Annotated in this window: 16 protein-coding genes; 7 read left to right on the top strand and 9 right to left on the bottom strand. The window is 62.2% G+C overall.

The annotated features are described in order from the left end of the window. The first annotated feature begins 1 nt into the window (after position 1). The gene (locus tag IAE77_RS14525) at positions 2-322 is read left to right on the top strand and encodes a phosphotyrosine protein phosphatase (RefSeq protein WP_294227660.1); all 321 of its coding nucleotides are present in this window, start codon (positions 2-4) and stop codon (positions 320-322) included. A 1-nt stretch (position 323) separates the two neighbouring features. Here the strand turns inward: IAE77_RS14525 and IAE77_RS14520 are convergent, their stop codons facing one another. The 5 genes from IAE77_RS14520 to IAE77_RS14500 all read right to left on the bottom strand — a co-directional run bounded on the left by IAE77_RS14520 (position 324) and on the right by IAE77_RS14500 (position 9,480). After that, positions 324-2,912: a VWA domain-containing protein gene (locus IAE77_RS14520; RefSeq protein WP_294227659.1), complete on the bottom strand. Its 2,589-nt coding sequence runs from the start codon at positions 2,910-2,912 to the stop codon at positions 324-326. 42 nt (positions 2,913-2,954) lie between these two features. Then, the gene (locus IAE77_RS14515; RefSeq protein WP_294227658.1) at positions 2,955-4,085 is read right to left on the bottom strand and encodes an aminotransferase class V-fold PLP-dependent enzyme; all 1,131 of its coding nucleotides are present in this window, start codon (positions 4,083-4,085) and stop codon (positions 2,955-2,957) included. A gap of 81 nt (positions 4,086-4,166) precedes the next feature. Then, entirely contained in the window at positions 4,167-5,084 is a 918-nt protein-coding gene (locus IAE77_RS14510) for an alpha/beta hydrolase (RefSeq protein ID WP_294227657.1), read from the bottom strand. A gap of 97 nt (positions 5,085-5,181) precedes the next feature. Further along, complete coding sequence (locus IAE77_RS14505) at positions 5,182-8,763, bottom strand: PVC-type heme-binding CxxCH protein (RefSeq protein WP_294227656.1); 3,582 nt, start codon at positions 8,761-8,763, stop codon at positions 5,182-5,184. A 69-nt stretch (positions 8,764-8,832) separates the two neighbouring features. Beyond that, the gene (locus tag IAE77_RS14500) at positions 8,833-9,480 is read right to left on the bottom strand and encodes a sigma-70 family RNA polymerase sigma factor (protein WP_294227655.1); all 648 of its coding nucleotides are present in this window, start codon (positions 9,478-9,480) and stop codon (positions 8,833-8,835) included. Between the two features lie 125 nt (positions 9,481-9,605). On the opposite strand from IAE77_RS14500, the gene IAE77_RS14495 reads away from it, so the two are divergent. Together IAE77_RS14495 and IAE77_RS14490 are read left to right on the top strand one after the other, a co-directional pair. Beyond that, entirely contained in the window at positions 9,606-10,133 is a 528-nt protein-coding gene (locus tag IAE77_RS14495) for a DUF5069 domain-containing protein (RefSeq protein ID WP_294227654.1), read from the top strand. Between the two features lie 30 nt (positions 10,134-10,163). Continuing rightward, the gene (locus tag IAE77_RS14490; protein WP_294227653.1) at positions 10,164-10,709 is read left to right on the top strand and encodes a hypothetical protein; all 546 of its coding nucleotides are present in this window, start codon (positions 10,164-10,166) and stop codon (positions 10,707-10,709) included. Positions 10,710-10,722: 13 nt separating this feature from the next. Here IAE77_RS14490 and msrB read toward each other — a convergent pair whose 3' ends face one another. From msrB to IAE77_RS14475, 3 genes are all read right to left on the bottom strand, one after another. Continuing rightward, on the bottom strand, positions 10,723-11,319 hold the full coding sequence (gene msrB / locus IAE77_RS14485) for a peptide-methionine (R)-S-oxide reductase MsrB (protein WP_294227652.1): 597 nt from the start codon (positions 11,317-11,319) through the stop codon (positions 10,723-10,725). Between the two features lie 69 nt (positions 11,320-11,388). Beyond that, on the bottom strand, positions 11,389-13,932 hold the full coding sequence (locus IAE77_RS14480) for a bifunctional serine/threonine-protein kinase/formylglycine-generating enzyme family protein (RefSeq protein ID WP_294227651.1): 2,544 nt from the start codon (positions 13,930-13,932) through the stop codon (positions 11,389-11,391). 116 nt (positions 13,933-14,048) lie between these two features. Next, positions 14,049-14,684 (bottom strand): sigma-70 family RNA polymerase sigma factor, encoded by a 636-nt coding sequence (locus IAE77_RS14475; protein ID WP_294227650.1) that lies wholly within the window; start codon positions 14,682-14,684, stop codon positions 14,049-14,051. Between the two features lie 290 nt (positions 14,685-14,974). Between IAE77_RS14475 and zwf the strand changes: the two genes are divergently transcribed. Genes zwf through IAE77_RS14455 form a run of 4 tightly spaced genes read left to right on the top strand, consistent with a single transcriptional unit; the run spans position 14,975 to position 19,653 of the window. Then, positions 14,975-16,516 (top strand): glucose-6-phosphate dehydrogenase, encoded by a 1,542-nt coding sequence (zwf, locus tag IAE77_RS14470; RefSeq protein ID WP_294227649.1) that lies wholly within the window; start codon positions 14,975-14,977, stop codon positions 16,514-16,516. A gap of 18 nt (positions 16,517-16,534) precedes the next feature. Next, positions 16,535-17,545: a glucose-6-phosphate dehydrogenase assembly protein OpcA gene (locus IAE77_RS14465; protein ID WP_294227648.1), complete on the top strand. Its 1,011-nt coding sequence runs from the start codon at positions 16,535-16,537 to the stop codon at positions 17,543-17,545. Between the two features lie 3 nt (positions 17,546-17,548). After that, on the top strand, positions 17,549-18,415 hold the full coding sequence (locus IAE77_RS14460) for a UbiA family prenyltransferase (RefSeq protein WP_294227647.1): 867 nt from the start codon (positions 17,549-17,551) through the stop codon (positions 18,413-18,415). A 56-nt stretch (positions 18,416-18,471) separates the two neighbouring features. Continuing rightward, positions 18,472-19,653 carry a 3-dehydroquinate synthase gene (locus IAE77_RS14455; protein ID WP_294227646.1) on the top strand — a complete coding sequence of 394 codons (1,182 nt, stop codon included), beginning with the start codon at positions 18,472-18,474 and terminating at the stop codon, positions 19,651-19,653. A 2-nt stretch (positions 19,654-19,655) separates the two neighbouring features. Here IAE77_RS14455 and IAE77_RS14450 read toward each other — a convergent pair whose 3' ends face one another. Then, positions 19,656-20,153: a hypothetical protein gene (locus IAE77_RS14450; protein ID WP_294227645.1), complete on the bottom strand. Its 498-nt coding sequence runs from the start codon at positions 20,151-20,153 to the stop codon at positions 19,656-19,658. Between the last annotated feature and the right edge of the window lie 51 nt (positions 20,154-20,204).

Below are 20,204 nucleotides of genomic sequence, written 5' to 3'. Positions count from 1 at the left end.
CATGCGTCTCCTCTTCCTCTGCTCCCGCAACCACTGGCGCAGCCCGACGGCGGAGGCGGTGTATCAAAATGATCCGCGGGTGGAGGTGCGCAGTGCGGGCGTGAGTGCCTCGGCAAGGCGGCGGGTGTCGGAGAAGCTGCTGCGCTGGGCGGATCTGGTGCTCGTCATGGAGGCCGCCCATAAACGGAAGCTGCGGGAGGACTTCCCGGAGGTGTTTCACGACCTTCGCGTCGAGGTGCTGGACATCCCGGATGACTATGAGTTCATGGACCCGGCGCTCATCGAGCTGATCCAGGCCAGCGTGGAGCCGCTGCTGGCGTGAATCAGGCTCTCTTCAGCGGGATCAACTGCCACAGGCCGACGACGTGCTCCCAGCGGCGGATGCCGGTGTCGATGAGGAAAATGAGCAGCATCAACATGAGCAGAGAAGGCCACAGTTCCTCGTGCTGGATGGCTTTGGTCGTTTCGAGGTTCGGCAATCGCTTGGGATCACTCAGGTAATCCCCGCCGGTGATCTTCACGGACTCTTGAAGCAGCGATTCATTCACGGTGCCAAGGCTGGCTTCCGATGATGGATTGTGAACGAGCCCGGTGGTCACCATTTCGGCGCCTGATTGGGCGCGGATGAGGTAAATGCCGGTCTGCGTTGGCTGGAAGCTGCTTTCATACGTTCCAGGCGCAGTTTGGCGAAGCGTGAGCTTCTGCACCGGCTTCATCGCCGCACCGAGGGCGTCCGCAGCCACGTGAAACACCTCCGCCTCGACGACGGCGTTGTTGGCGCGTGTCCCTGCATCGGCGAGAAGATCGACGCTGATGCGCGCGTCATCGCCATCCATGCGTGTGGACAAATCCATGAGTCGTCCCTGCGGCGCACGGGCGGTTTCACGCAGCACCTGCGACCAGAAGCGGCCGTAATCTTTCCAGCGTGCGATCCAGAGCGATGCCCAGCGGCTTTTTGCATCGGAAGTAAATGCAGTGGCCTTGCCGAGGCCGAATCGCCAGTGCGCGAGCAGCGGATCGCCCGTTTCGGTGACGAGAGGCACCTGTGCGGAGGTCCTGCGCGTCGTCTTCACGTAGCCGAGCAAGGCCGGTGAGTCCCACTTCTCGAATCCGGCGAGAATCGGCTGTTTTTCCTTCAACTCCGGCGTGAACGGCTCCTCGCGGATCATGCGCCCGGTGTGCATCAGCGTGTCCTGCGTGAAGATGCGCGTGATGCCGCTCGCATCGAGCGTCGTGTAGCCCTGTCCGCCGCCGCTGGAGGCGATGGCCTGCAGCAGCGCCACGTGCGAGCCTTCGCCGATCGCCACTGTGGAAATCGTCATGCCTTCGCCGCGGCATTGAGCGGCGAGCTGCTCGTAGCCTGCACCCGCAGTCTGACCATCCGTGAGGATGATCATGTGCTTCACACGTGCCTTCGTGCGCAGCAGCGCCTCGCGCGCGAGTTGAAACGCGGGCTGCAAGTTCGTGCCGCCCCCCGAGGCCACGGCGGCGATCTGACCTGACACCGCGTTCGTTGAAGTCAGTCGCGTCATCGGTGCGACGACATGCGCATCGGAGTCAAAGGCCCACACGCCGAGCGAATCGTTATGGCCCAGCACCTCCGCCGTCGCAATCGCCGCGCTCTTGGCCATTTCGAGCTTTTCGCCAGCCATCGAGCCGGAGCGGTCGATCACGAGGGCGACAGCAGCGCTTTGCTTTTCTTCTTCATCCGGTGCTTTGAGCCGCACAGGCAGCACTTCCTCGATGGGCGTGCGATAATAGCCGCCCACGCCGAACGAACCCGGCCCACCAAGCATCACGAGTCCGCCGCCGAGTTTATCGACGTAATCACGCAGCGCATTCATGAGCGGATCGCCCAGTTGATGCGCGGGAACGTCGGAGAGAATCACGCCATCGTAACCACTGAGCTGATCAAAGGTGATGGCGAGATTGCCCGGCTGGCGCAGATCGAGCTCGATGCCCTCCTTTTCCATCGCCTGCATGAGGTAACGGGCCTCACCGGCGTCGGATTCGATGTAAAGCAGCCGCAAACGTCCGCGCACATCGACAATCGCCAGCGCGCTGTCGTTTCCAGGCAGCGTGTCGCCCTGGATGCCTTCGAGCACAGCGCGATATTGAAACGTGTTCCGTGTGGAAGGCGTGCGCGTGAAGCTGATCTCCTGCGAAGCGCCCGGATTCAGCGTGACGGGCCGCTTTTCGACCTCGATGCCGTTCTCGTAGAGCTTCAGCGTGCCGCTGCTTGCGACGGTGCTCTCAAACACGGCCTTCAGGCTCAAGCTGGCGCCTTCAAACAAGCGTGTGCGGTTCGGCGTCAGCGCGATCATGCGCGCATCCGGCCTGCGCGGACCGGAAACGGGCAGCGCATGCAGTTTGATGCCGGAAACGGCCGCTTCGCGTGCGGCGGTGAGCAAACTGCCGCGTGTCTCATGGCCGTCTCCAATGATGAGGATGTTCCGGCTCACGCCAGGCGGAAACATCGCCTCCGCATACTCGATGGCGGCAGCGTAGTGGCTGTCTCCACCGTTTTTTTTCTGCCAATCCGCCCGCATCGCCGGAGTGCTTGCTTCAGGCATCAACTCCGGCTGCACGCCGAGCTGCACCACAAAGGAGTCGATGTCACTGCCTAGAGCCCGACGCACGCGCATGGCTTCGTCGTTCACTTTGGCAAGACCTTCAGCGCCCATGCTCTGGCTGGCATCAATGATGATGCCCAGCGCCTTGCGTCCCGTCTGTGTCACACGTGCGGGACCCGCCAGGGCGGCGATGGCCAGCATCACAGCGATGGCGCGTGCCACCAGCAAGAGCCGCTTCCGCAGACCCGACAGCGGATGGGACGAACGCGACTCGATCCACAGCAGCAGCGCTAGCGCCGGCAGGATGAGCAGAAGGAGTTTTGGTGATTCCCAGTCCAAGGTCAGGTTTGCGATTCAGGGCAGGAATGCCCTGAATCACTTTTAGAGCTCGCTTCGCAACGCCGCCAGCAGCTTCTCGACATCCTCCGCAGAGTTGTAGCCGTGGAGGGCGATGCGGATGCGCCCGACCTGGTGCATGACGTGGATGTTTTGCGCCAGCAGCGCCTCATTGATCTTCGTCGTGTTTTCGTGACGGAAGGCGACGATGCCGCTCGGGTTGTCGGGCTGTGCCGAGCACAGCGGCGCGATGCCTAGTTCCTTCAAGCCCGCATGCACTCGTGCGACGAGCGGATCGGCATGTGCGGCGATCTTTGCCACACCGATTTGATCGAGGTAACGCAGCGAGGCATTCAGCGCGTAGAGCGCGGCAAAGCTGGGCATTCCGACAGAAAAACTGAGCGCACCTGGCTTCACACGGGCGTTTTCGAAGCGATCAGCATCGAAAGCGTTGCTCAGGTGATACCATCCGCCAGCCTTCGTGGTGAGACGGGCGGCGGATTTCTTTGGAATGCCGATGACACCGCCGCCGTGGATGCCGAGCGTCCATTTGTGCGTGCTGGAGATGAGGATGTCGGCGTCCTGGCAATCCAGCACGACTCGCCCGAGCGCCTGCGTGACATCGACGGCGAGCACGGCGTTCGGTGCGTGCAGGCGCACCAGGTCACGCAGCTTCGCGTAGCCGATGCGGTGGCCGTTGTAGAAGCTCACAAGGCTGACCTGCACGAGTTTCGTGCGCTCATTCAGCAGCGAGGCGAGATCGACGAGGTTCAGCGCACCATCGCGGTTCTGCCACAGACGCGAGACAGGGCGCGAATGCTCCGGTGCGGTGAGCCAGGGCGTGGCGCCGGCGGGGAAGTCGAGATCCGTGACGACCACCTCGTCTGCAGGTTTCAAATCGAGCGCGGACGCGAGCAGATTGTAAGCCTCGGAGCTGCAGGAGCAGAAGGAAACCTCGTCCGTGGTCAGTCCGAGATGCTTCGCGGTGATCTCGCGGCACTCCTCGACACGGGGAAAGTGGAAGTCGCGCCCGCGCATGCCGAGCGACTTGTGGTGCATGTATTCGGTCACCGCCTCGTTCACGCACAGCGGCGGGATGCTCTCCGCGGCGGTGTTGAGGTAATGGATGCCTTTCAGGCTGGGGAAATCGGCGGCGCGGGAGGTGTCGGTGAGCATGGGCTATGGAATGGCGACGAATCGTCGCCAAAGCAAGGCGGGAAAGGCGACGCATCGTCGCCACTCCATAAGCACCCAGCGCTACTCGGCTTTCAACTCCGGCGCGTTCTCCGGCAGTTTGATCGTCGGATCTCCGCCGAGATAGCCCAGGGAGATGAGGAACTCGTCCATCTTCTTCGCGGTTACTTGGATCCAAGGCGCGCGGTTGAAGAAGCCGTGCGGCATGTCGGCGGCTGCCCACATCTCGGCGCGCAGGCCGAGTTCGCGGGCTTTTTTGATGTATTCGTCGCCGCCAGCCTTCAGTTTGTCGGCGGTGCCGAAGAACAGGATGGCCGGTGGCGTGTCCTTGCTGACGAAATTGTTCGGCGTGATGGCCTCGGCCATGTCGAGCGTGATCGGGCTGTCGCCGGTGTCGCGTTGCTTGAAAAGCGTGGCGATGTTCATGGCGGGGTTGAAGAGCACCATCGCGTTCGGCTTTGCGGAGATGGACTTGTCATCGGACTCGGCGTCGTAGGCTTTCACCAGCGCCGTGCAGGCGGCGAGATGTCCACCTGCGGAGCCGCCACCCGCGATGACCTTGTCAGGATCGATGCCAAGCTCGGTCGCATGGCCGCGCACCCAGCGGATGGCGCTCTTTGCATCCTCCACCGCCTTGTCCGGCGTGGTCTTGTGAATGTTCGCGATGCGGTAGTCGGCACTGATGGCGATGATGCCACGGCTGGCGAGGTATTCGGCCTGCGGCACGAATTGCAGGTAGGAACCGCTCTTCCATCCGCCACCGAAGAAAAACACGACGCACGGACGCAGCGCAGCGATCTGGACTTCGCCTTTGGGTGAGAAGACGTGCAGCTTCAGCTCACCCTGCGGCGTGGTCTTGTAAACGACTTCCTTCGTCGCGACCTCGGCGTCGGTCAGTTTGATCGGGGTTTTCGTTTTCCCGGCCCTTTGAGCGACGGCGGGAAGTGAGAGGGCGAAGAGCAGCGGAAGGATGAGGCGCATGGTGCGTGGTGAAACGATGGGGGAAGGGGAGATGTTGCGCTATCAAAGTTGCCCTGTTCCTGTGGAACAGGCGCGGCCTTGTTGCACAGCAACAAGGCTACTTTAATTGCTGCAACCACGCCACGAGATCGGCCAAACCCTGCGGACCAATCGCCCCCGCGAGGCCGGGTGGCATCAAAGAGTCCTTCAGCTCCTCCTTCTTGACGATATTGACCTTTTTGACGGTGGTGGACGCTCCACCGGCCATGCGGAGCGTGAGTTCGGCATCCGTTTCACTCACGACGTAGCCCATGACGGCTTGACCTTCCTTCGTCGTCACGTTTTGGCCGACGAAGCTGTGCTCGATGGCGGCGCTGGGGTAGAGGATGGCGGTGAAGAGGCCGTCCTGGCTGAGTTTCGCGCCGATTTGGGTGAGATCGGGGCCGAAGTCGATGAACTGGCCTTTGACGCGATGGCAGGCCACGCAACCGGCCTGCATGAACATGGCCTGGCCTTTGGCGGCATCGCCCTTCAGCTTCAGGAGTTCGGGCAGTTTGGGGAAATTGGCCAGACCTTGCGCCGCGGGCAGCGGAAGCTCGCGGGCGGCTTGATCGCGCAAACCGGCATCGGTGCTGCGACTGAGCGCGAGAGCGGCCTGATCTTTGAACTGCGGCGGCAATTTGCCTTCCGACTGCCATTTCAGGATGGCGCGACCACCTTCGCCGCTGAGCGCGAGGGCGTCGATGAGCACGCGGCGCACGTCCTCGCGCTTCTCCGGCCAGAAATGCTGGTTCATGACCGCCACCGCCGCGCGATCGCTCACGCGACCCAGCGCCGCGATGAGCGCCTTGGCCGATTTCGCGTCCGCATCCTTCAAAAAGCGCAGCGCACCATCGCGATTCGCCGCGATGAGCCGCGCCGCGTTCACCGACTCCGGCGCGTTCGGGTTCGCGCTGATGAAATCGAGCAGTTCCTTCTCAAACCCCGTCAGGTTGAGCCTTTCGACCAAGGCCACAAAGTCCGCCTTGCCGATCACCGGCTTCAAAAGCGCCTCCAACCGCGTCTTGGCCTCTGGATTCGAAGCGATGGCATTGCGGTCGAGCAAAGCGGTGGCCGCGAGAGCCGGTTCGGGGTCTGCTTTGAGGAAGATGGTCAGCGCGGCTTTGGAGACTTCTTCGCGGTGGTGGTATTGGAGGAGTTGGAGGGCGCGGAGGAGGTGCAGTTTGTTGGCTGAAACCCATGTTCCGACAAGCGCTGTTATTTCTTGGTCGTTCGAACCATCCAGCATGCTTGAAATGAATTCAGCAGATTCAGGCAGTCTGGATCGCGCTAAGATGGCATGTAGCTGCTTCTCATCACCCTTTCCTGTCATGTGAGGAATTCCTAGCAAATCAATCCTTTGCTTCCAGCTAAGGGCTGCTCCGATCGCCAGTGCTTCGTACATAAATATGTCTTCCACTTTTGCTCTCCGCCAGAGTGTAACCCAGATGCCGCTGGCATCTTCACTTGGATCAAAACGAAGAGCGATAGCTGTCTCACGAGCCAGAGATGCTGGTGCTACTACTGAATCACCTTCGTCTTTGAACAGGGCTCTCAGGATGACTTCGCGGAGCTTCTCAGGCTGTTTTTGCTGCCAGAGCTGGCGGGCGGCGCGGAGGGCGGTGATGCGGAGGTTGGGATCGTTGTCGGTGAGGGCGGCAGCCAATGTACTTTGGAGCTTTAGCTCGTCGGCGGGTGATGAGGCCGATTCGTTGGCGTTTTGGCCTTTGGACGGGTTAGCGGGCTGAAGCCCTGAATTACTTTGCAAAGCCCACAGCGCACGCGCCCGGTGATGAGGAAGAGCTTTGACGTCCTCGAAGAGCTTGGTGAGAGCTTCGCGGCCACCCAGCTTCTTCAAAGCCTGCCACGCAAGATACCGCGCGGACTCATTCGGAGACTTCAAAGCCTCCACGGCACCTTCAGCCGTCTCCAACTTGAAACTTGGAACCTGAAACTTCAAACCGGCCTTCGTCGTCACGCGGAACAACCTTCCACGCGTGACATCGCCCATTCCATGGCCGCCGACGCCGGGGTCATACCAGTCGGCGACAATTAAAGAGCCATCGGGGGCGACGGCGACATCGCTGGGGCGGAACCAGCGGTTTTGGCTGCCGTCGAGAAGGTTCACGATCTCGGCTTTGTAGCCGGCGCCGTCGGGCTGGGTGATGTAGCCGCGGACGACGTTGGGGCCGGCATCGCAGTGGATGGGCTGGCCGTGGAAGATGCTGGGGAGCAAATCGCCTTCATAGACTTGCATGCCGGTGGGGCTGCCTGCGCCGGTGAGAAGCATGTTCGGGACGACGCCGGGGTCGTTTTGATGCCAGTGACGCTGCGGGATCTCGCTTTCCCAGCCGATGCGCGGGACCTGCCAGCCTTCGCCGGTCATTTCGTCGGAGTAGCCGTAGTTGCCGAACTCCATGACGTAGTTGATGCGCACGCCTTTGTTGCCGTCGTCATCGTTGTCGCTCTGCCACAGGGTGCCGAAGCTATCGACGGCGACTTCCCAGTTGTTGCGGAAGTTCCAGGCGAGCAGCTCGACGTTGCTGCCGTCGAGTTCGCAGCGGAAGACCATGCCTTGCTGGTAGGGGCGGTTGTTTTGATTGGTGCACTTCACGCCGTGGATGTCGGTGATGAGGTTGCCGTCCTTGTCGCAGAGCTGTTTGCCGGCGTTGCCGAAATTGAAGTAGAGGCGGCCATCGGGGCCGAAGTGGAAGGCGTGGATGCCGTGGTCGTGCTGAGCGCCGCCGATCTTCGTGAACATGAGCTCTTTGCGGTCGGCTTTGTCGTCGCCGTTGTCGTCGATGAGCCAGAAGACGTCGTCGCCGCAGGAGATGAGCGCTTTGTTGCCGAGCACGCAGATGCCGTGGGCGCTGTTCACGTCCGCGCCCTGATGGAAGACGGTGGATTTGTCGGCCTTCGCGTCGCCATCGGTGTCTTCGAGGATGAGGATGCGGTCGCCCTCGGCGCGTTCGCCGTTGTGCTTGCGGTAGTTCACGACCTCGCAGACCCAGACGCGGCCGCGGTGGTCGATGTCGATGCTGGCGGGCGAGAGCATCATGGGCTCGCTGGCGAAAAGCTGCACGATGCACTCGGGATGCACGTCGAGCTGCTGCGTGGCGTTTTCCGGCTCGTGCGCGGCGGTGTTATTGTCGCTGGCGGCGATGGGGCCGGGATTTTCGGTGAAGACGCTAAAGGTGACGCTGCTGCTGTTTCCCTGCTTCGTGCCGCCTTCATCGAGTGCGCCGCGGGCTTTGAAGCGCTTCGTGCCCGCAGGCAGGTTGAAGGCGATGACGCTGTTCGCGTGCGTGCCGAGGCCGTATTCGATGCCCTTTCCGGCGCTGCGCAGCTCTTTGCCCTCGGCGTTGGCATTAACGCGGACGCCGCCCCAGCCGGACTGCGCGGATTTCCACTCGATCTCGGTGAGTTTTTTCTCACTGCCATCCGCGAGCACGAGCCGCGGCTCCGCCCAATCCGCCCAATCGGCGGTGAAGCCGTTTCCGGCATCAGTGACGACGAGAAAGAGCTCCTTCGCGCCGTCGAGCGACACGTCGATGTCCACGCTGTGGTTCGGCGTTTTCGTGTCGATGACCGGCGAGCGGAAGAGAGGCTTCGGCGCGGCGAGGGCGAGCGTGGGGAGGAACAGGAGGCTGAGGAGGCGCATGGTGCGCCCATGGGAGTGCGGGCAGCCTTGTTCGCCAAGCCATTTTTGCGGACGAGGGCGTCCGCGCTCCTATCCCACGTCTTCGCCGAGGAAATTGGCGAGGTGTTTGCGCAGGTCATTGCGGGCGCGGAAGAGGAGGCTCTTCAAGGCGGGCAGCGACATCTTCAAAATGCCGCAAATCTCCTCGTATGGCAGGTCCTGGCGGCCGCGAAGGATGACGGCCATGCGCTGCTTTTCCGGCAGCGCGGCGATGGCTTTGTCGAGGGCGTCGTGGAACTCGGCCTTGGAAAGGTTTTCGTCCGCGCCGGGGACGCTGTGGTCGGCGTAGTGCTTCGGCGGATCGTCCTCGTTCTCCTGCTCGATGCTGACTTCCTTGCGGCGTGAACGGCGGCGTGTCTCGTTGAAGACGAGGTTGCGGGTGATGGTGTAGAGCCAGGTGGTGAACTTCGCCGTGGGTTCGTAACGCGGGGCGCTGCGCCACACGCGGATGAAGACCTGCTGCGCGATGTCGTGCGCGTCGTCCACGTTGTTCAGCATGCGTGCGACGGTGCCGACGATGGCGTTCTGGTGCAGTTCGACGAGCCGCTCGAAGGCTTTCATGTCGCCCTCCTTCACACGGAGCATGAGGCGGACGTTTTCCTGGTCGGACGACTCATCGACCGCGTCTGCATCAGCAGTCGCGGGCGGTGTGGGAGCGATCCGTTCCGGTTGGGGCATTCGAAAGGCGGGAAAGGGAACCGCCATGCTAGCGGGAAACATGAGGGCTGTAAACTCATGCGGCCCGGAATGGTTGCGCATGCGATTGTTTGACGTGCAAGATGCCGCCGCTAGCATCCACGGCCATGAACGATCAAACCTGGGACACGACCTTCCGCGAACTCTTCGAACGCTGCGCCAAACTGCACCGCGCAGGCGACACACGGGCCGAAAAATGGTTCACCGAGGCCGACAAGGCTTTTCTGGCTTCCATCGGGCACACCACGCAGGAGTTTTTCGACTTTGTGGACGATCACTGCCGCTACGGAGCGGAGGGGCCGACGCTGGAGACGGCGCTGCTCGTGGCTGCGGTGCGTCGTGATTACTTCAAGGTGGTGATGGAGGGGAAATTCACCGGCAAAACGGTGCCGCCGAGCGAACTGCCGCCCAAACCGGCCGCTGTGGACGGGATTCCATGGCTGCCGCGTCTGATCGTGAAGGCACGTGCCAAGCTGAAGGGCGAAATGGATCCGGACACGATGTATGGCTGCGGCGGAGATCGTGCCTTTTTCACCCAGCACCAGATTCACCCGGCTGATTTTCTGCGAGTGACGTGGGCTGCGAGCGACGATGACCGCAAGATCATCGACTTTGTGAAGACGGGGAAGGGTTGATCCGTGACGTGCAGCCGGAGCTGCTTTCCCATGGACGAACTCAATCCGTATGCAGCGCCAAGATCTCAGGTGCTGGAGGATGATCCGGACGCAGCACGGATCAGGCGGGAAAACCTGCCCACGGAGTCTCACCTGAAAGCTGTGGGCGTGCTCATCGTGTTCGCCGGGGTGCTGAATGTGGCGGCCCAAGTGATGATGGGCCGCATCTTGAGCGATGTCTTTGGTGTTTTCAGGCTGTCGGCGTTCAAGGTGGCAGCAACGGCGCTGCCGCTGCTGTTCGGAGGGGCGCTTTGCTTTCTCAAACCATGGGCGTGGAGAGGGACATGCCTCGGGCTGGCATTTCTGATCCTGGTGGGCCTTGCCCGTTTTCCGCGAGGCATGGCCGATGTGATCATCCACGCAGCAGTGCTTCGCTACCTCCTCAGCGCAAAAACGCGGCGAGTATTCAGCGCGGACTATCAGGATGTCATCCGTCTGACTCCGCTGATGCGAACCCGACCAGCACGTTGGGTTTACATGCTGATGGGAGTGACGGTCGTGCTGCTGGCGACGGCTTACGGTGTCATCAGACGTTGAGCCGGAATCAGCTTCACTTCTTCACCTCGACTCCGCCTTCCTTGGCGACTTCGTCTTTCTTTTTCTGGACGGCATCTGAGCTGACTTCGAGGAGTTTCGGAGCTTCGCCGCCTTTGGGGACGAACTTCAAGGCGATGCCGTTGATGCAGAAGCGGCGGTCGGTGGGTGTTTTGAAGCCTTCGCCTTCAAACACATGGCCGAGATGCGCTCCACAGCGCTTGCAGACGGTTTCGACGCGGCGCATGCCGTGGCTGTTGTCGGGCTTTTCGAGAACGCCTTTGGCCTTCGACGAGTCATAGAATGACGGCCAGCCGCAGCCGGAGTGGAATTTTTCCTTGGAGGTGAAGAGTTCGGCCCCGCAGCACACGCAGTAGTAGGTGCCTTCGCCCTGTTTTTCGAACTCCTCGTAAATGTGGCCGAAGGGGCGCTCGGTGCCACGCTGGCGGGTCACCTCGTATTGTTCGAGGGTGAGCAGCTTCTTCCATTCGTCATCGGTCTTCACAATTTCGGGCTGGGGCATGGCTTTGGGATCGGTTTTGGGCTTGTCTTCGGCCTTTACGATGCAGAAGGCGGCGAGGAGGGCGGAAAAGAGGGCGAGACGGAGTTTCATGGCGTTGGGAGCATCTGATACGTGGGAGGGCGGGCGAAGATTGCTTATTCCCGCAATGGCCCCGGCGGCTCAATCTTCATCCGCACGAGCTGCCTGACCGATGTTCCAGAGGAGAATGCGGAATCCGGCGTCCACGTGACGGTCGGCGGCGGCGGACTGGCGGCGATAGGAGGCGAGCAGTTCCTGGCGTTCCGCCGTGGTGTAAGCTCCGCCCCGCAGCACTCCCTGGTCGGGAATGTCCTTCCATGAATCGGAGACCCATTCCCAGACGTTGCCGGAGAGATCGAACAGACCACGACCATCGGCACGGAAGGAGCCGACGGCGGACGCGCCTGCGGCACCATCGTTGTAGCCCGGGATGGCCTTCTTGGCGGTGTTGTCGGCGGCTTTGTCGAGGAAGTTGCCTGACTTCACTGGTGGCGGCCAGATGAAGCCCCAGGGGTAGATGCCTTCGATGCGCATGTTGCGGTCGGCCGGCGTGGCGCCGATCTCGCGGGAAAGATAGGCGGCCATGCTCCATTCGTCGTCGCTCGGAAGGCGGTATTCCTGGTCAGGTTCGAGCAAACCCTGCGCACGCTCACGATCCGTGAGCCAGCGGCAGAATTGTTCCGCCTCGGAGCGGTTCACCATCGTCACAGGCATGTCCGGTCCGGCATCGAGCACCCGGCCATCGACGGGCGGTTGATTTGTGGCCTTCGCGAATTCAGCGAAGTCTTTGCGCCGTGTCTCGGTGCTGGCGAGCATCGCCTTTCCGAGCGGCACAAACTTGATGCCGAGGCTGTTCTGCCAGGCTTTGCCGAAAACGACCGCGCCGGTGGCCTTCAGGCGCAGATTGAAGCTGATGCTTTGCTTCTCCTTCAGCTTTCCGCTGACGTGTTCGGGCTTGTAGCCTGGCAGACTGACTTCGTAGTCAAAGCTGTCGGCACGCACCTTGGGCAGTGCCAGCGGGGTGCGGCCCAGCAGGCGTTCCCCGTCGTAAACATCGGCTCCGGAAGGCGTGCTGGCGATGTTCAGGCTGCCAAATTTCACGCTGACGATCTCGCAGCGGATGGCGCTGTGACCCTGCTTTGGAGCAGAGGCTCCTGGAGGCCGCGGGACGTTGGCCGTGCGCCAAACATATTCGTGACCGGCGCCCAGACGGCCCGTCTGCCGCTCGGCGGCCGTCATCCATGAGCAAAAGGCATCCGCCTCGGGCGCGGGAATGACCGCTGCGTAGAGCACGGTCTTGTCCGGGAGTGTGAACGGCGTCACTTCGTACTCGGCGGCACGATAGGTGGCGTCGAGGAAATTGCGAAAGAGCAGGGCATCGAGCGGCAGATCGGCCACGTGGCGGTCTCCTTTGAAGGTGAACCACTGCTTGAGACGGTTCTGCCACGGTTTGCCCGGGGTGGGCGGCTGCGGCCGTGCTGGTAGCACGGGCGGCGGTTTCACCGGCACCGGGATGGTGTAGGCCCATTCACGCTGGTGTCTGGCCATGACCAGACCGCTGGCGAGGAGAAATGAACCGACGGTGGTGAAGATCGCCGCGCGGCTGAAGCGGCGGATGAAGCTCTCCGGTTTCTTGTCGCCGACGTGCTGCAGAGCCTCGGCAAACTCCGCCGCAGTGGCAAACCGGCGGTCCAGATCGCATTCGCAGGCCTGGCAGATCACGCGATTGAGGTCCAGCCAGAAGGGCCACTCCTCATCGGAGAGATTGTCGGGCACTTCCGGGAATTCCATGCGGTCCTTCCCGCTGCTCATCTCATAGAGCACCTTGCCCAGGCTGTAGATGTCCGCCTGCGGCGTGCCGGGGCCTTCTGGCGGCACGAAACCCTCGGTGCCGACGAAGGTGCGCTCGCCAAAGGCCGCGACGAGGCCGATGTCGGCCAGTTTGCACACGCCGCCGACGAAAATGATGTTCGACGGCTTGATGTCACGATGCGTGAGACCGTGGTTGTGCATGTAATGCAGCGCGTCGGCCATGTACACGCCCGCGTCGCGGCAGAAGAACGGGTCCAGGCGTCCGTGGCGCTTCATGTCCGTGCCGAGTGTGCGCGGGACGTAGGTCTGCACATCCGTCATGTTCGCGCCGTCCTCGGCATCGTCGGCCAGCTCCATCACACAGTAGTAGAAGCCGCGTTCCTCATTCCAGCCCACGTGCAGGATGTGCACGAGGCAGGGATGACCGCGGGAGATCGGCTCGAACTGCTGGATGCCCTGGAATTCGCGATGGAACGTGCGCGTGAGCTCGAAGTCCTCACGCCAGACGATTTTCACGGCACGCAAGGCGCCGGTGACGCTCTGTGCCAGCCAGACCTCTCCGTAGGCACCGGAACCGATGCGTTTCAGCAGCGTGTAGTCGGGGATGACGATGTCATCGCGGTGCGAGGGCGGCCCGTTTTTCTCACGCTGCGCTTTCGCCCGCGGCTTCACCGTCGGTGGGGAGATCGGAGGCGCGGGCAGTTCCACGCTGCGGGTGGAGTCCCGGTGATCCACGTCTTCCACCACCTGGGCCGCAGGCACGTGATCCGCTGCGTCGGCGTGAACGGACGAGTGCGGAAGTGCGGCTGGCAGGGCGTCAGGATCGCTCATGAGGCTGGCGTGGGAGGTGCGCTGGTTGAAGCCGGCCGGCATGGGCTGGTTCAAACGCGCGGAAGTCTCCCATCAAAAACGGCCTTCTCAAGCAATCCGTTCGGGGCATTGAAACTCGCGTGCATGCCCCAGGGCCGCCTTTCCGGACGCCGCCTGCGCTACAGCATCGTGTTTTCGAGCGCCTGCACCTCTTTCTTCACGAGAGCGCCGACGCGGTGCTTGGCCAGGTACACCTGCGCCGCGTTGATGCCGAGGGCTTCGGACGTCTTCTTCACGCCCCAGCCTTTCATGACGTAGCAGTCGAAAATCTGGAACTGACGGGGCGAGACCTTGGCCTTCACGCGTTCGAGCGCGGCGGCGGTGATGTTGTCACGCCACTCGCGGTCCCAGATCTTCTCCAGCATGTTGTCCTTGTCCTGGGACAGCCGGTCCACGATCTGCGTGCTGGTGTCTTCCGTGTCCGCATTGCCCTGGTCGGCCAGCGAAGGCTGGCGTTTGCGGGCGCGGAAGACATCCAGGATGCGCCAGCGCGTCATTTGCAGCAGCCAGGCCTTGAACGAGCCGGCGCGGGGATCGTACTGCCCTTTCTGCACCTGGCGGGCGATGGCGATGATCGTTTCCTGGATGACATCAAAGGCCTCCTCGCGGGTCAGGCCTGCCTTGGTGGCCACGCTGAAAATCAGCCGCCAGTAAGTCTGGTAAAACTCGTTCCAGGTGCGCTGGTCTTCCCAGTTGTTCAGACGCTCGATCAGGCTTTTGCGGGTTTTCTCCCACAAGCCCTTTTCTTTTTTCACGTCTTCCGGGACCTGGATCTCGGGTTCTGGCGCCGCTTTGCTCATCGGGCGCTGATTGTCAGCGGTTGAGCGGCCGTGTCAAACCATTGAAACCTCCGCGACACTGCGAAATTCGGCGATAGAGCCGTGCATTTTGCGGCGGGGTCCGTGATCGGCGCTGTTCATCCGCGCGATGAAGTGATTTCATCCAACGCGGAGGTGGCGTGGCGCATCGCAGGTTGCCATCACGAGGCGAGAGGCTAGTCTGGCTTCACGCGCTGCAATGGTGGCGCGAGCTTTGCTTCAAAACCATGTCCGATCTGGAAAATCCCTTCCAAGAAACCCTCATTTCCCGCCACCGTGCGGAGCCCTGCACCGTGGTCATCTTCGGTGCCACCGGTGACCTGACGAATCGCAAACTGATCCCGGCCTTTTACAACATCGCCGCCTGTGGCGACCTGCCGCCGCAGTTCAAGGTCGTCGGCTTCGCCCGTCGCGACAAGACGGACGAGGTGTTCCGCACTGAATTGGAGGCCGGGAACCGCAAAAACAGCCGCCAGGGCCACAACGAGGAACTGTGGAGCAGCTTTTCGCAGTGCATCCACTACCACCGCAGCGAGTTCGAGGACCTCGACGGTTACAAGTCACTGCGCGTCCTGCTCGACGAGTTCGACAAGGAACGTGGTGCTCCGGCAAACCGCCTGTTCTACCTCGCTTCCGCTCCCGAGGCCTTCAAATCGATCCTGGAGATGCTCCGTGCCGCAGGGCTGAATGAAGGCGTCGGCGGCAAATGGGCGCGCGTGGTGTGTGAAAAGCCCTTCGGCAAGGATCTGGCCAGCGCCCGTGCTTTGAACCATGTGGTGGCCGAGACCTTCGAGGAGAAAGACACCTACCGCATCGACCACTATCTCGGCAAGGAGACCGCGCAGAACATCATGGTGCTGCGCTTCGCCAACGCGTTGTTCGAGCCGAACTGGAACTCCCGCTACATCGACCACGTGCAGATCACCTGTGCCGAGAATCTCGGCATGGAAGGCGGTCGCGGTGGCTACTACGACACCGCAGGTGCGCTGCGTGACATGGTGCAGAACCACCTTTTCCAGCTCCTCAGCCTTGTGGCGATGGAGCCGCCCACCGATCTGAGCGCCGACTCCGTGCGTGATGAGAAAGTGAAGGTGATCCGTGCGCTGAGGCCCCTCATCGGACCCGAAGCCGTGGGCAAAAACGTCATCCGCGCCCAGTACACCGCCGGCAGCGTCGATGGCGTGCCGCGTGTGGGCTACCGGCAGGAGGACCGGGTGAATCCGCAGTCAAACACGGAGCCCTACGTCGCCCTGCGTCTGTTCATCGACACCTGGCGCTGGCAGGGTGTGCCGTTTTACATCCGCGTGGGCAAGCAACTGCCGAAGAAGGCCACCGAGATCAGCGTGCACTTCAAAAAGCCGCCGCAGGTGCCCTTCGCCACGAACAATCTCATCAAGAACAGCGAAAACACCCTCGTCATCCGCATCCAGCCGGATGAGGGCATCGCCCTGCGCATCCTGTGCAAGCAGCCGGGGCAGGCGATGAACATGCAGCAGGTGAAGATGGACTTCCGCTACAGCAGCAGCTTCGGCAAGGCCAGCCCGGAGGCCTATGAGCGCCTGCTCCTCGACGCCATGGCCGGTGATGCCACGCTCTTCGCCCGCCGCGACGAGGTGGAGAACGCGTGGAAGTTCATCGACGAGCTCGAAAAAGCCTGGCACAAGACGGACAATCCACCGCCCATGCGCGAATATCCGGCGGGAAGCTGGGGGCCGAAGGAAGCGGACGACCTGCTCCGGCAGGACGGCCGCGAATGGCGGCTCCTTTAACCTGGAATGCAGACGATCATGGCCGCGTCCTCACTCAAAGACTCCGACCTCGGCCGCCTCGGCCTGGAAACGCCCATCTCGCGCATCGAAAGCGAGTTGAAGAAGCTGTGGGAGAACGACGAGGCGAAGACCCGCGCCTCACTCATCAATCTGGCGATCTACACCGAGGACAGCTCCGTGCTGGCTGATGACAACGCCCTGCTCGACCGCGTCGCGGCGGAGCACTCCTGCCGCGCCCTGCTGATCCTGGCGCTGCCTGAGGCGCAGCCGCCGCGTGCCCGCGCCTGGATTCAGGCCCTCTGCCGTCCCTATCACGGCAGGCAGGCCGTGTGCAGCGAGCAGATCAGCTTTGTGCTGGAAGGCGGCGATGCCACGCAGGTGCAGAACATCGTCTTCGCCCACCTCAATTCCGACCTCCCGCTCGTCGTGTGGTGGCAGGCGGACATCACGAAGCACTTCCACGAGCGCTTCTACTCCCGCATCGACACGCTGATCATCGATTCCGCCCGCTGGAGCGACCCCGCGCCTCAATTCGACGCGCTCCTGGCCGCCTTGGGTGAGGAGACCGCCCGGTTTGATGTCCGTGACCTCGCCTGGACCCGCTCCCACCTCATGCGCACAGCCCTGGCTGGATGCTTCCAGGATGCCAATGCGCTGCAAAACCTCTCCAAGCTGCGCAAACTGACCATCACGCATCTCAAAGGCCAGCGCATGACCGCGCTGCTCCTCGCCGCGTGGATCAACCGCCGGCTCGACATGTCGCTGGAGCTCGAATTGATCGAAAAAGACACGGGGCCGGCCCTGCAACGCCTCATTCTCGAAGGAGAAGGCGTGCGTGGCGATGTGCGGCGCGACTGCGATTCGTCCTTTGTTCACGTCTGCACCTCCTGCGGCCAGCACGAGCACAAGGAACTCCTCCCTGCCGATGCGGACAGTGATGCCGAGCTGGTCAACGAACAGCTCTCCCGCCGTGGTGGCAGCACGCTCTATTCGGGCATGCTCCCGCTCATCCGTGCCATGCTGAAGTGACGGATGAAACCCTGGCTCCAGCTCGCCCGCATCTCGAATCTGCCCACCGTGTGGACGAATGTGACCGCCGCATGGCTGCTCGCAGGCGGTGAGTGGGCGGATGCACGCCTCTACTGGCTCATCTTCGCGGGTTCATTGCTCTACACCGGCGGCATGATCCTCAATGACGCGGCGGATGTGAAATTCGACCGCGAGCATCGCCAAGAGCGGCCGATTCCGGCAGGGCAGGTGGGGTTGGGAATGGCCTGGAGCGTCGGTGGGGGCTTCTTGGCGGCGGGAATTGTCATCGCCTGCCTCCATGGAGCGCAAGTCGGGACTACACTCGGTCTGGTGGCCGCCATTTTGTTCTATGACCTGTATCACAAGCCCTGGGCGGGCTCCGTGTTGGTGATGGGCGCCTGCCGTGCTTTGCTCTACTTGATGGCTGCTTCAGCGGCTTCCTCCGTGCCTGGACAGCCGGGTTATGCGGTGCTGATGGCTGCTCTGGCGCTGGGAAGTTACGTGGTGGGCATCACCCTGGCGGCAAGGCTGGAGCACAAGCAGAAGGGCGTGCTGCCGCTCCTCTCCTCACTGACCGCGTTGATTCTATTGATTCAGCCGGGCGTCCTCTGTGTGACCAGGGTGGTGATTGGAGGGGGGGACGAGTGGCAGTATCTCATCCTCATTGTCTTTGCCCTGTGGGTGCTTCATGCGCTCAACACTTTGCGCCGAGGCGGCCCTCACATCGGCCGGGCGGTCGGCCTTCTGCTGGCGGGGATTGCCGTTGTGGATGCCCTGGCTGTCGCCGCGGTCTCCGTGCCTCTGGCCCTGGCTTTTGCTGCATTGGCTCCCTTGCTGCGCCTCTGGCAGCGCTGGATCGCCGCGACGTGAGCGCAAGAACGCGCTTTGGCGTCCCGTTTGGCCTTTCCCTTTGACCTCCAACCGTCTTGCAGGCAAAGAACCGATCCCCGTTAATGCTGGAGAAGACAATCAGGCTCGAACACACGCACCGCATTCTGTTTTCGCGGGATGTCTTTGTGGCGCGAAACAACACCCTCCGCGATCTCATCGCCCTCGACCATCCGCACAAGCGCCCGCGCGTGCTCGTGTTCGTCGATGAGGCCGTCTCCAATGCCAATCGTGACCTGCTGGATGACATCGTGGGTTACGGCGAGGCGCATGCCGACGCGTTCACGCTGGTGGACATGCCGGTGGTGATTCCTGGCGGGGAAAAATGCAAAAACGACCTGCGCCTCGTCGAATGCTGCTGGGACGCCATGAATGAGGCCGCGCTCGACCGTCACAGCTACGTTTTCGTCATTGGCGGCGGTGCGGTGCTGGATCTCGTCTGCTTTGCCGCCTCCACGGCGCATCGCGGCATCCGGCACGTGCGTTTCCCCACCACCACGCTGTCGCAGGGCGATGGCGGTGTCGGCGTGAAGAACGGCGTGAACTTCTTCGGCAAGAAGAACTGGATCGGCAGCTTCGCCGTGCCCTACGCGGTGGTGAACGACTTCGCGTTCCTCGAATCGCTGCCACCTCGCGAACGCCGCAATGGCATCATCGAGGCGATCAAGGTCTCGCTCATCCGTGACGGCGTCTTTTTCGAGCAAATCGAAGCCATGGCGGACGATCTGGCCGCGCTGAAGCAGGAAGCACTCGAAAAAGTCGTCCAACGCAGCGCCGAACTGCACGTGGAGCACATCGCCACGGGTGGCGATCCGTTTGAGCTCGGCTCCGCCCGCCCGCTCGACTTCGGCCACTGGGCCGCGCACAAACTGGAGCAGATCTCGAAGTTCTCCGTCAGCCATGGCGAGGCCGTGGCGATCGGCATGGCCGTCGATCTCGTCTATTCACGCATGCAGGGCATTCTGGATGCCGAAACCTGCGAACGCGTGCTCCAGCTCATCGAGCGCATCGGATTCGCCACCTACTCGCCGCACCTGCTCGACAACGGTCGCAGCGGCGAACCGGTCATCCTCGAAGGCCTCGAAGAATTCCGCGAGCACCTGGGCGGTGAACTGACCGTGACTCTGGTGCCGAAGATCGGCGAGAAGATCGAGGTTCATGAGATGAACCGCGTGAAGATCCTCAATGCGCTCGTCGAATTGAAGAAGCGTCAGGAGTGACGTCACGAGATGGCGACTTCGCGGCCGATGGCGGCCTCATACACGCAATGGAGCTGGAAAGTCTGCTGTGCGCCTAGCTTCTGCCCCATCTGGGCGGAGATGTAGAGCCCGGCGGCGATGGTCAGGGCGAGGCCGAGAATCCACAGGCCCCACGGCGTCTGGCCGATGCACCACTGGCACATGCCGAGGATGCCTGAGAACAGCGCCGCCGAGGCCAGGATCAGATACGCATACACAAATGAGGACCACAGGTTCGTGTTCGGCCCGTAGGTGCCGGTGACCAGCGCACCATCCCCATCAGGATCGAGGCTGAGCTGAAGCTGGGGAGACCAGTAATGCTGCTCTGACTCCAGAATGCGCAGGCTGAGGTAGCCGGGGAAGCTTTTCACCTCGCAGCGTTCCGCGTGCTCACGCATGCCGCTCTCCAGCCATGACCGGGCCTGCTCGACGTTCATGTCCAGCCGGTGCGTGAAGTGCGGGCGGAGGCGGAAGCTGCTCATGTCACCCATTACGTGAGACGTCCGGGCGAACTGTCCGGCGGGCTGGATTGA

The organism is Prosthecobacter sp. (assembly GCF_014879935.1).
GTDB lineage: Bacteria > Verrucomicrobiota > Verrucomicrobiia > Verrucomicrobiales > Verrucomicrobiaceae > Prosthecobacter.
This window is presented reverse-complemented; position numbering and strand designations above follow the sequence as displayed.

What these genes read in the sequence shown, in the direction of transcription:
- IAE77_RS14525 (WP_294227660.1), top strand. Translation starts at nt 2, where the DNA reads ATGCGTCTCCTCTTCCTCTGCTCCCGCAACCACTGGCGCAGCCCGACG.
- IAE77_RS14515 (WP_294227658.1), bottom strand. Translation starts at nt 4,085, where the DNA reads ATGCTCACCGACACCTCCCGCGCCGCCGATTTCCCCAGCCTGAAAGGC.
- IAE77_RS14510 (WP_294227657.1), bottom strand. Translation starts at nt 5,084, where the DNA reads ATGCGCCTCATCCTTCCGCTGCTCTTCGCCCTCTCACTTCCCGCCGTC.
- IAE77_RS14505 (WP_294227656.1), bottom strand. Translation starts at nt 8,763, where the DNA reads ATGCGCCTCCTCAGCCTCCTGTTCCTCCCCACGCTCGCCCTCGCCGCG.
- IAE77_RS14500 (WP_294227655.1), bottom strand. Translation starts at nt 9,480, where the DNA reads ATGCCCCAACCGGAACGGATCGCTCCCACACCGCCCGCGACTGCTGAT.
- IAE77_RS14495 (WP_294227654.1), top strand. Translation starts at nt 9,606, where the DNA reads ATGAACGATCAAACCTGGGACACGACCTTCCGCGAACTCTTCGAACGC.
- IAE77_RS14490 (WP_294227653.1), top strand. Translation starts at nt 10,164, where the DNA reads ATGGACGAACTCAATCCGTATGCAGCGCCAAGATCTCAGGTGCTGGAG.
- msrB (WP_294227652.1), bottom strand. Translation starts at nt 11,319, where the DNA reads ATGAAACTCCGTCTCGCCCTCTTTTCCGCCCTCCTCGCCGCCTTCTGC.
- IAE77_RS14480 (WP_294227651.1), bottom strand. Translation starts at nt 13,932, where the DNA reads ATGCCGGCCGGCTTCAACCAGCGCACCTCCCACGCCAGCCTCATGAGC.
- zwf (WP_294227649.1), top strand. Translation starts at nt 14,975, where the DNA reads ATGTCCGATCTGGAAAATCCCTTCCAAGAAACCCTCATTTCCCGCCAC.
- IAE77_RS14465 (WP_294227648.1), top strand. Translation starts at nt 16,535, where the DNA reads ATGGCCGCGTCCTCACTCAAAGACTCCGACCTCGGCCGCCTCGGCCTG.
- IAE77_RS14460 (WP_294227647.1), top strand. Translation starts at nt 17,549, where the DNA reads ATGAAACCCTGGCTCCAGCTCGCCCGCATCTCGAATCTGCCCACCGTG.
- IAE77_RS14450 (WP_294227645.1), bottom strand. Translation starts at nt 20,153, where the DNA reads ATGAGCAGCTTCCGCCTCCGCCCGCACTTCACGCACCGGCTGGACATG.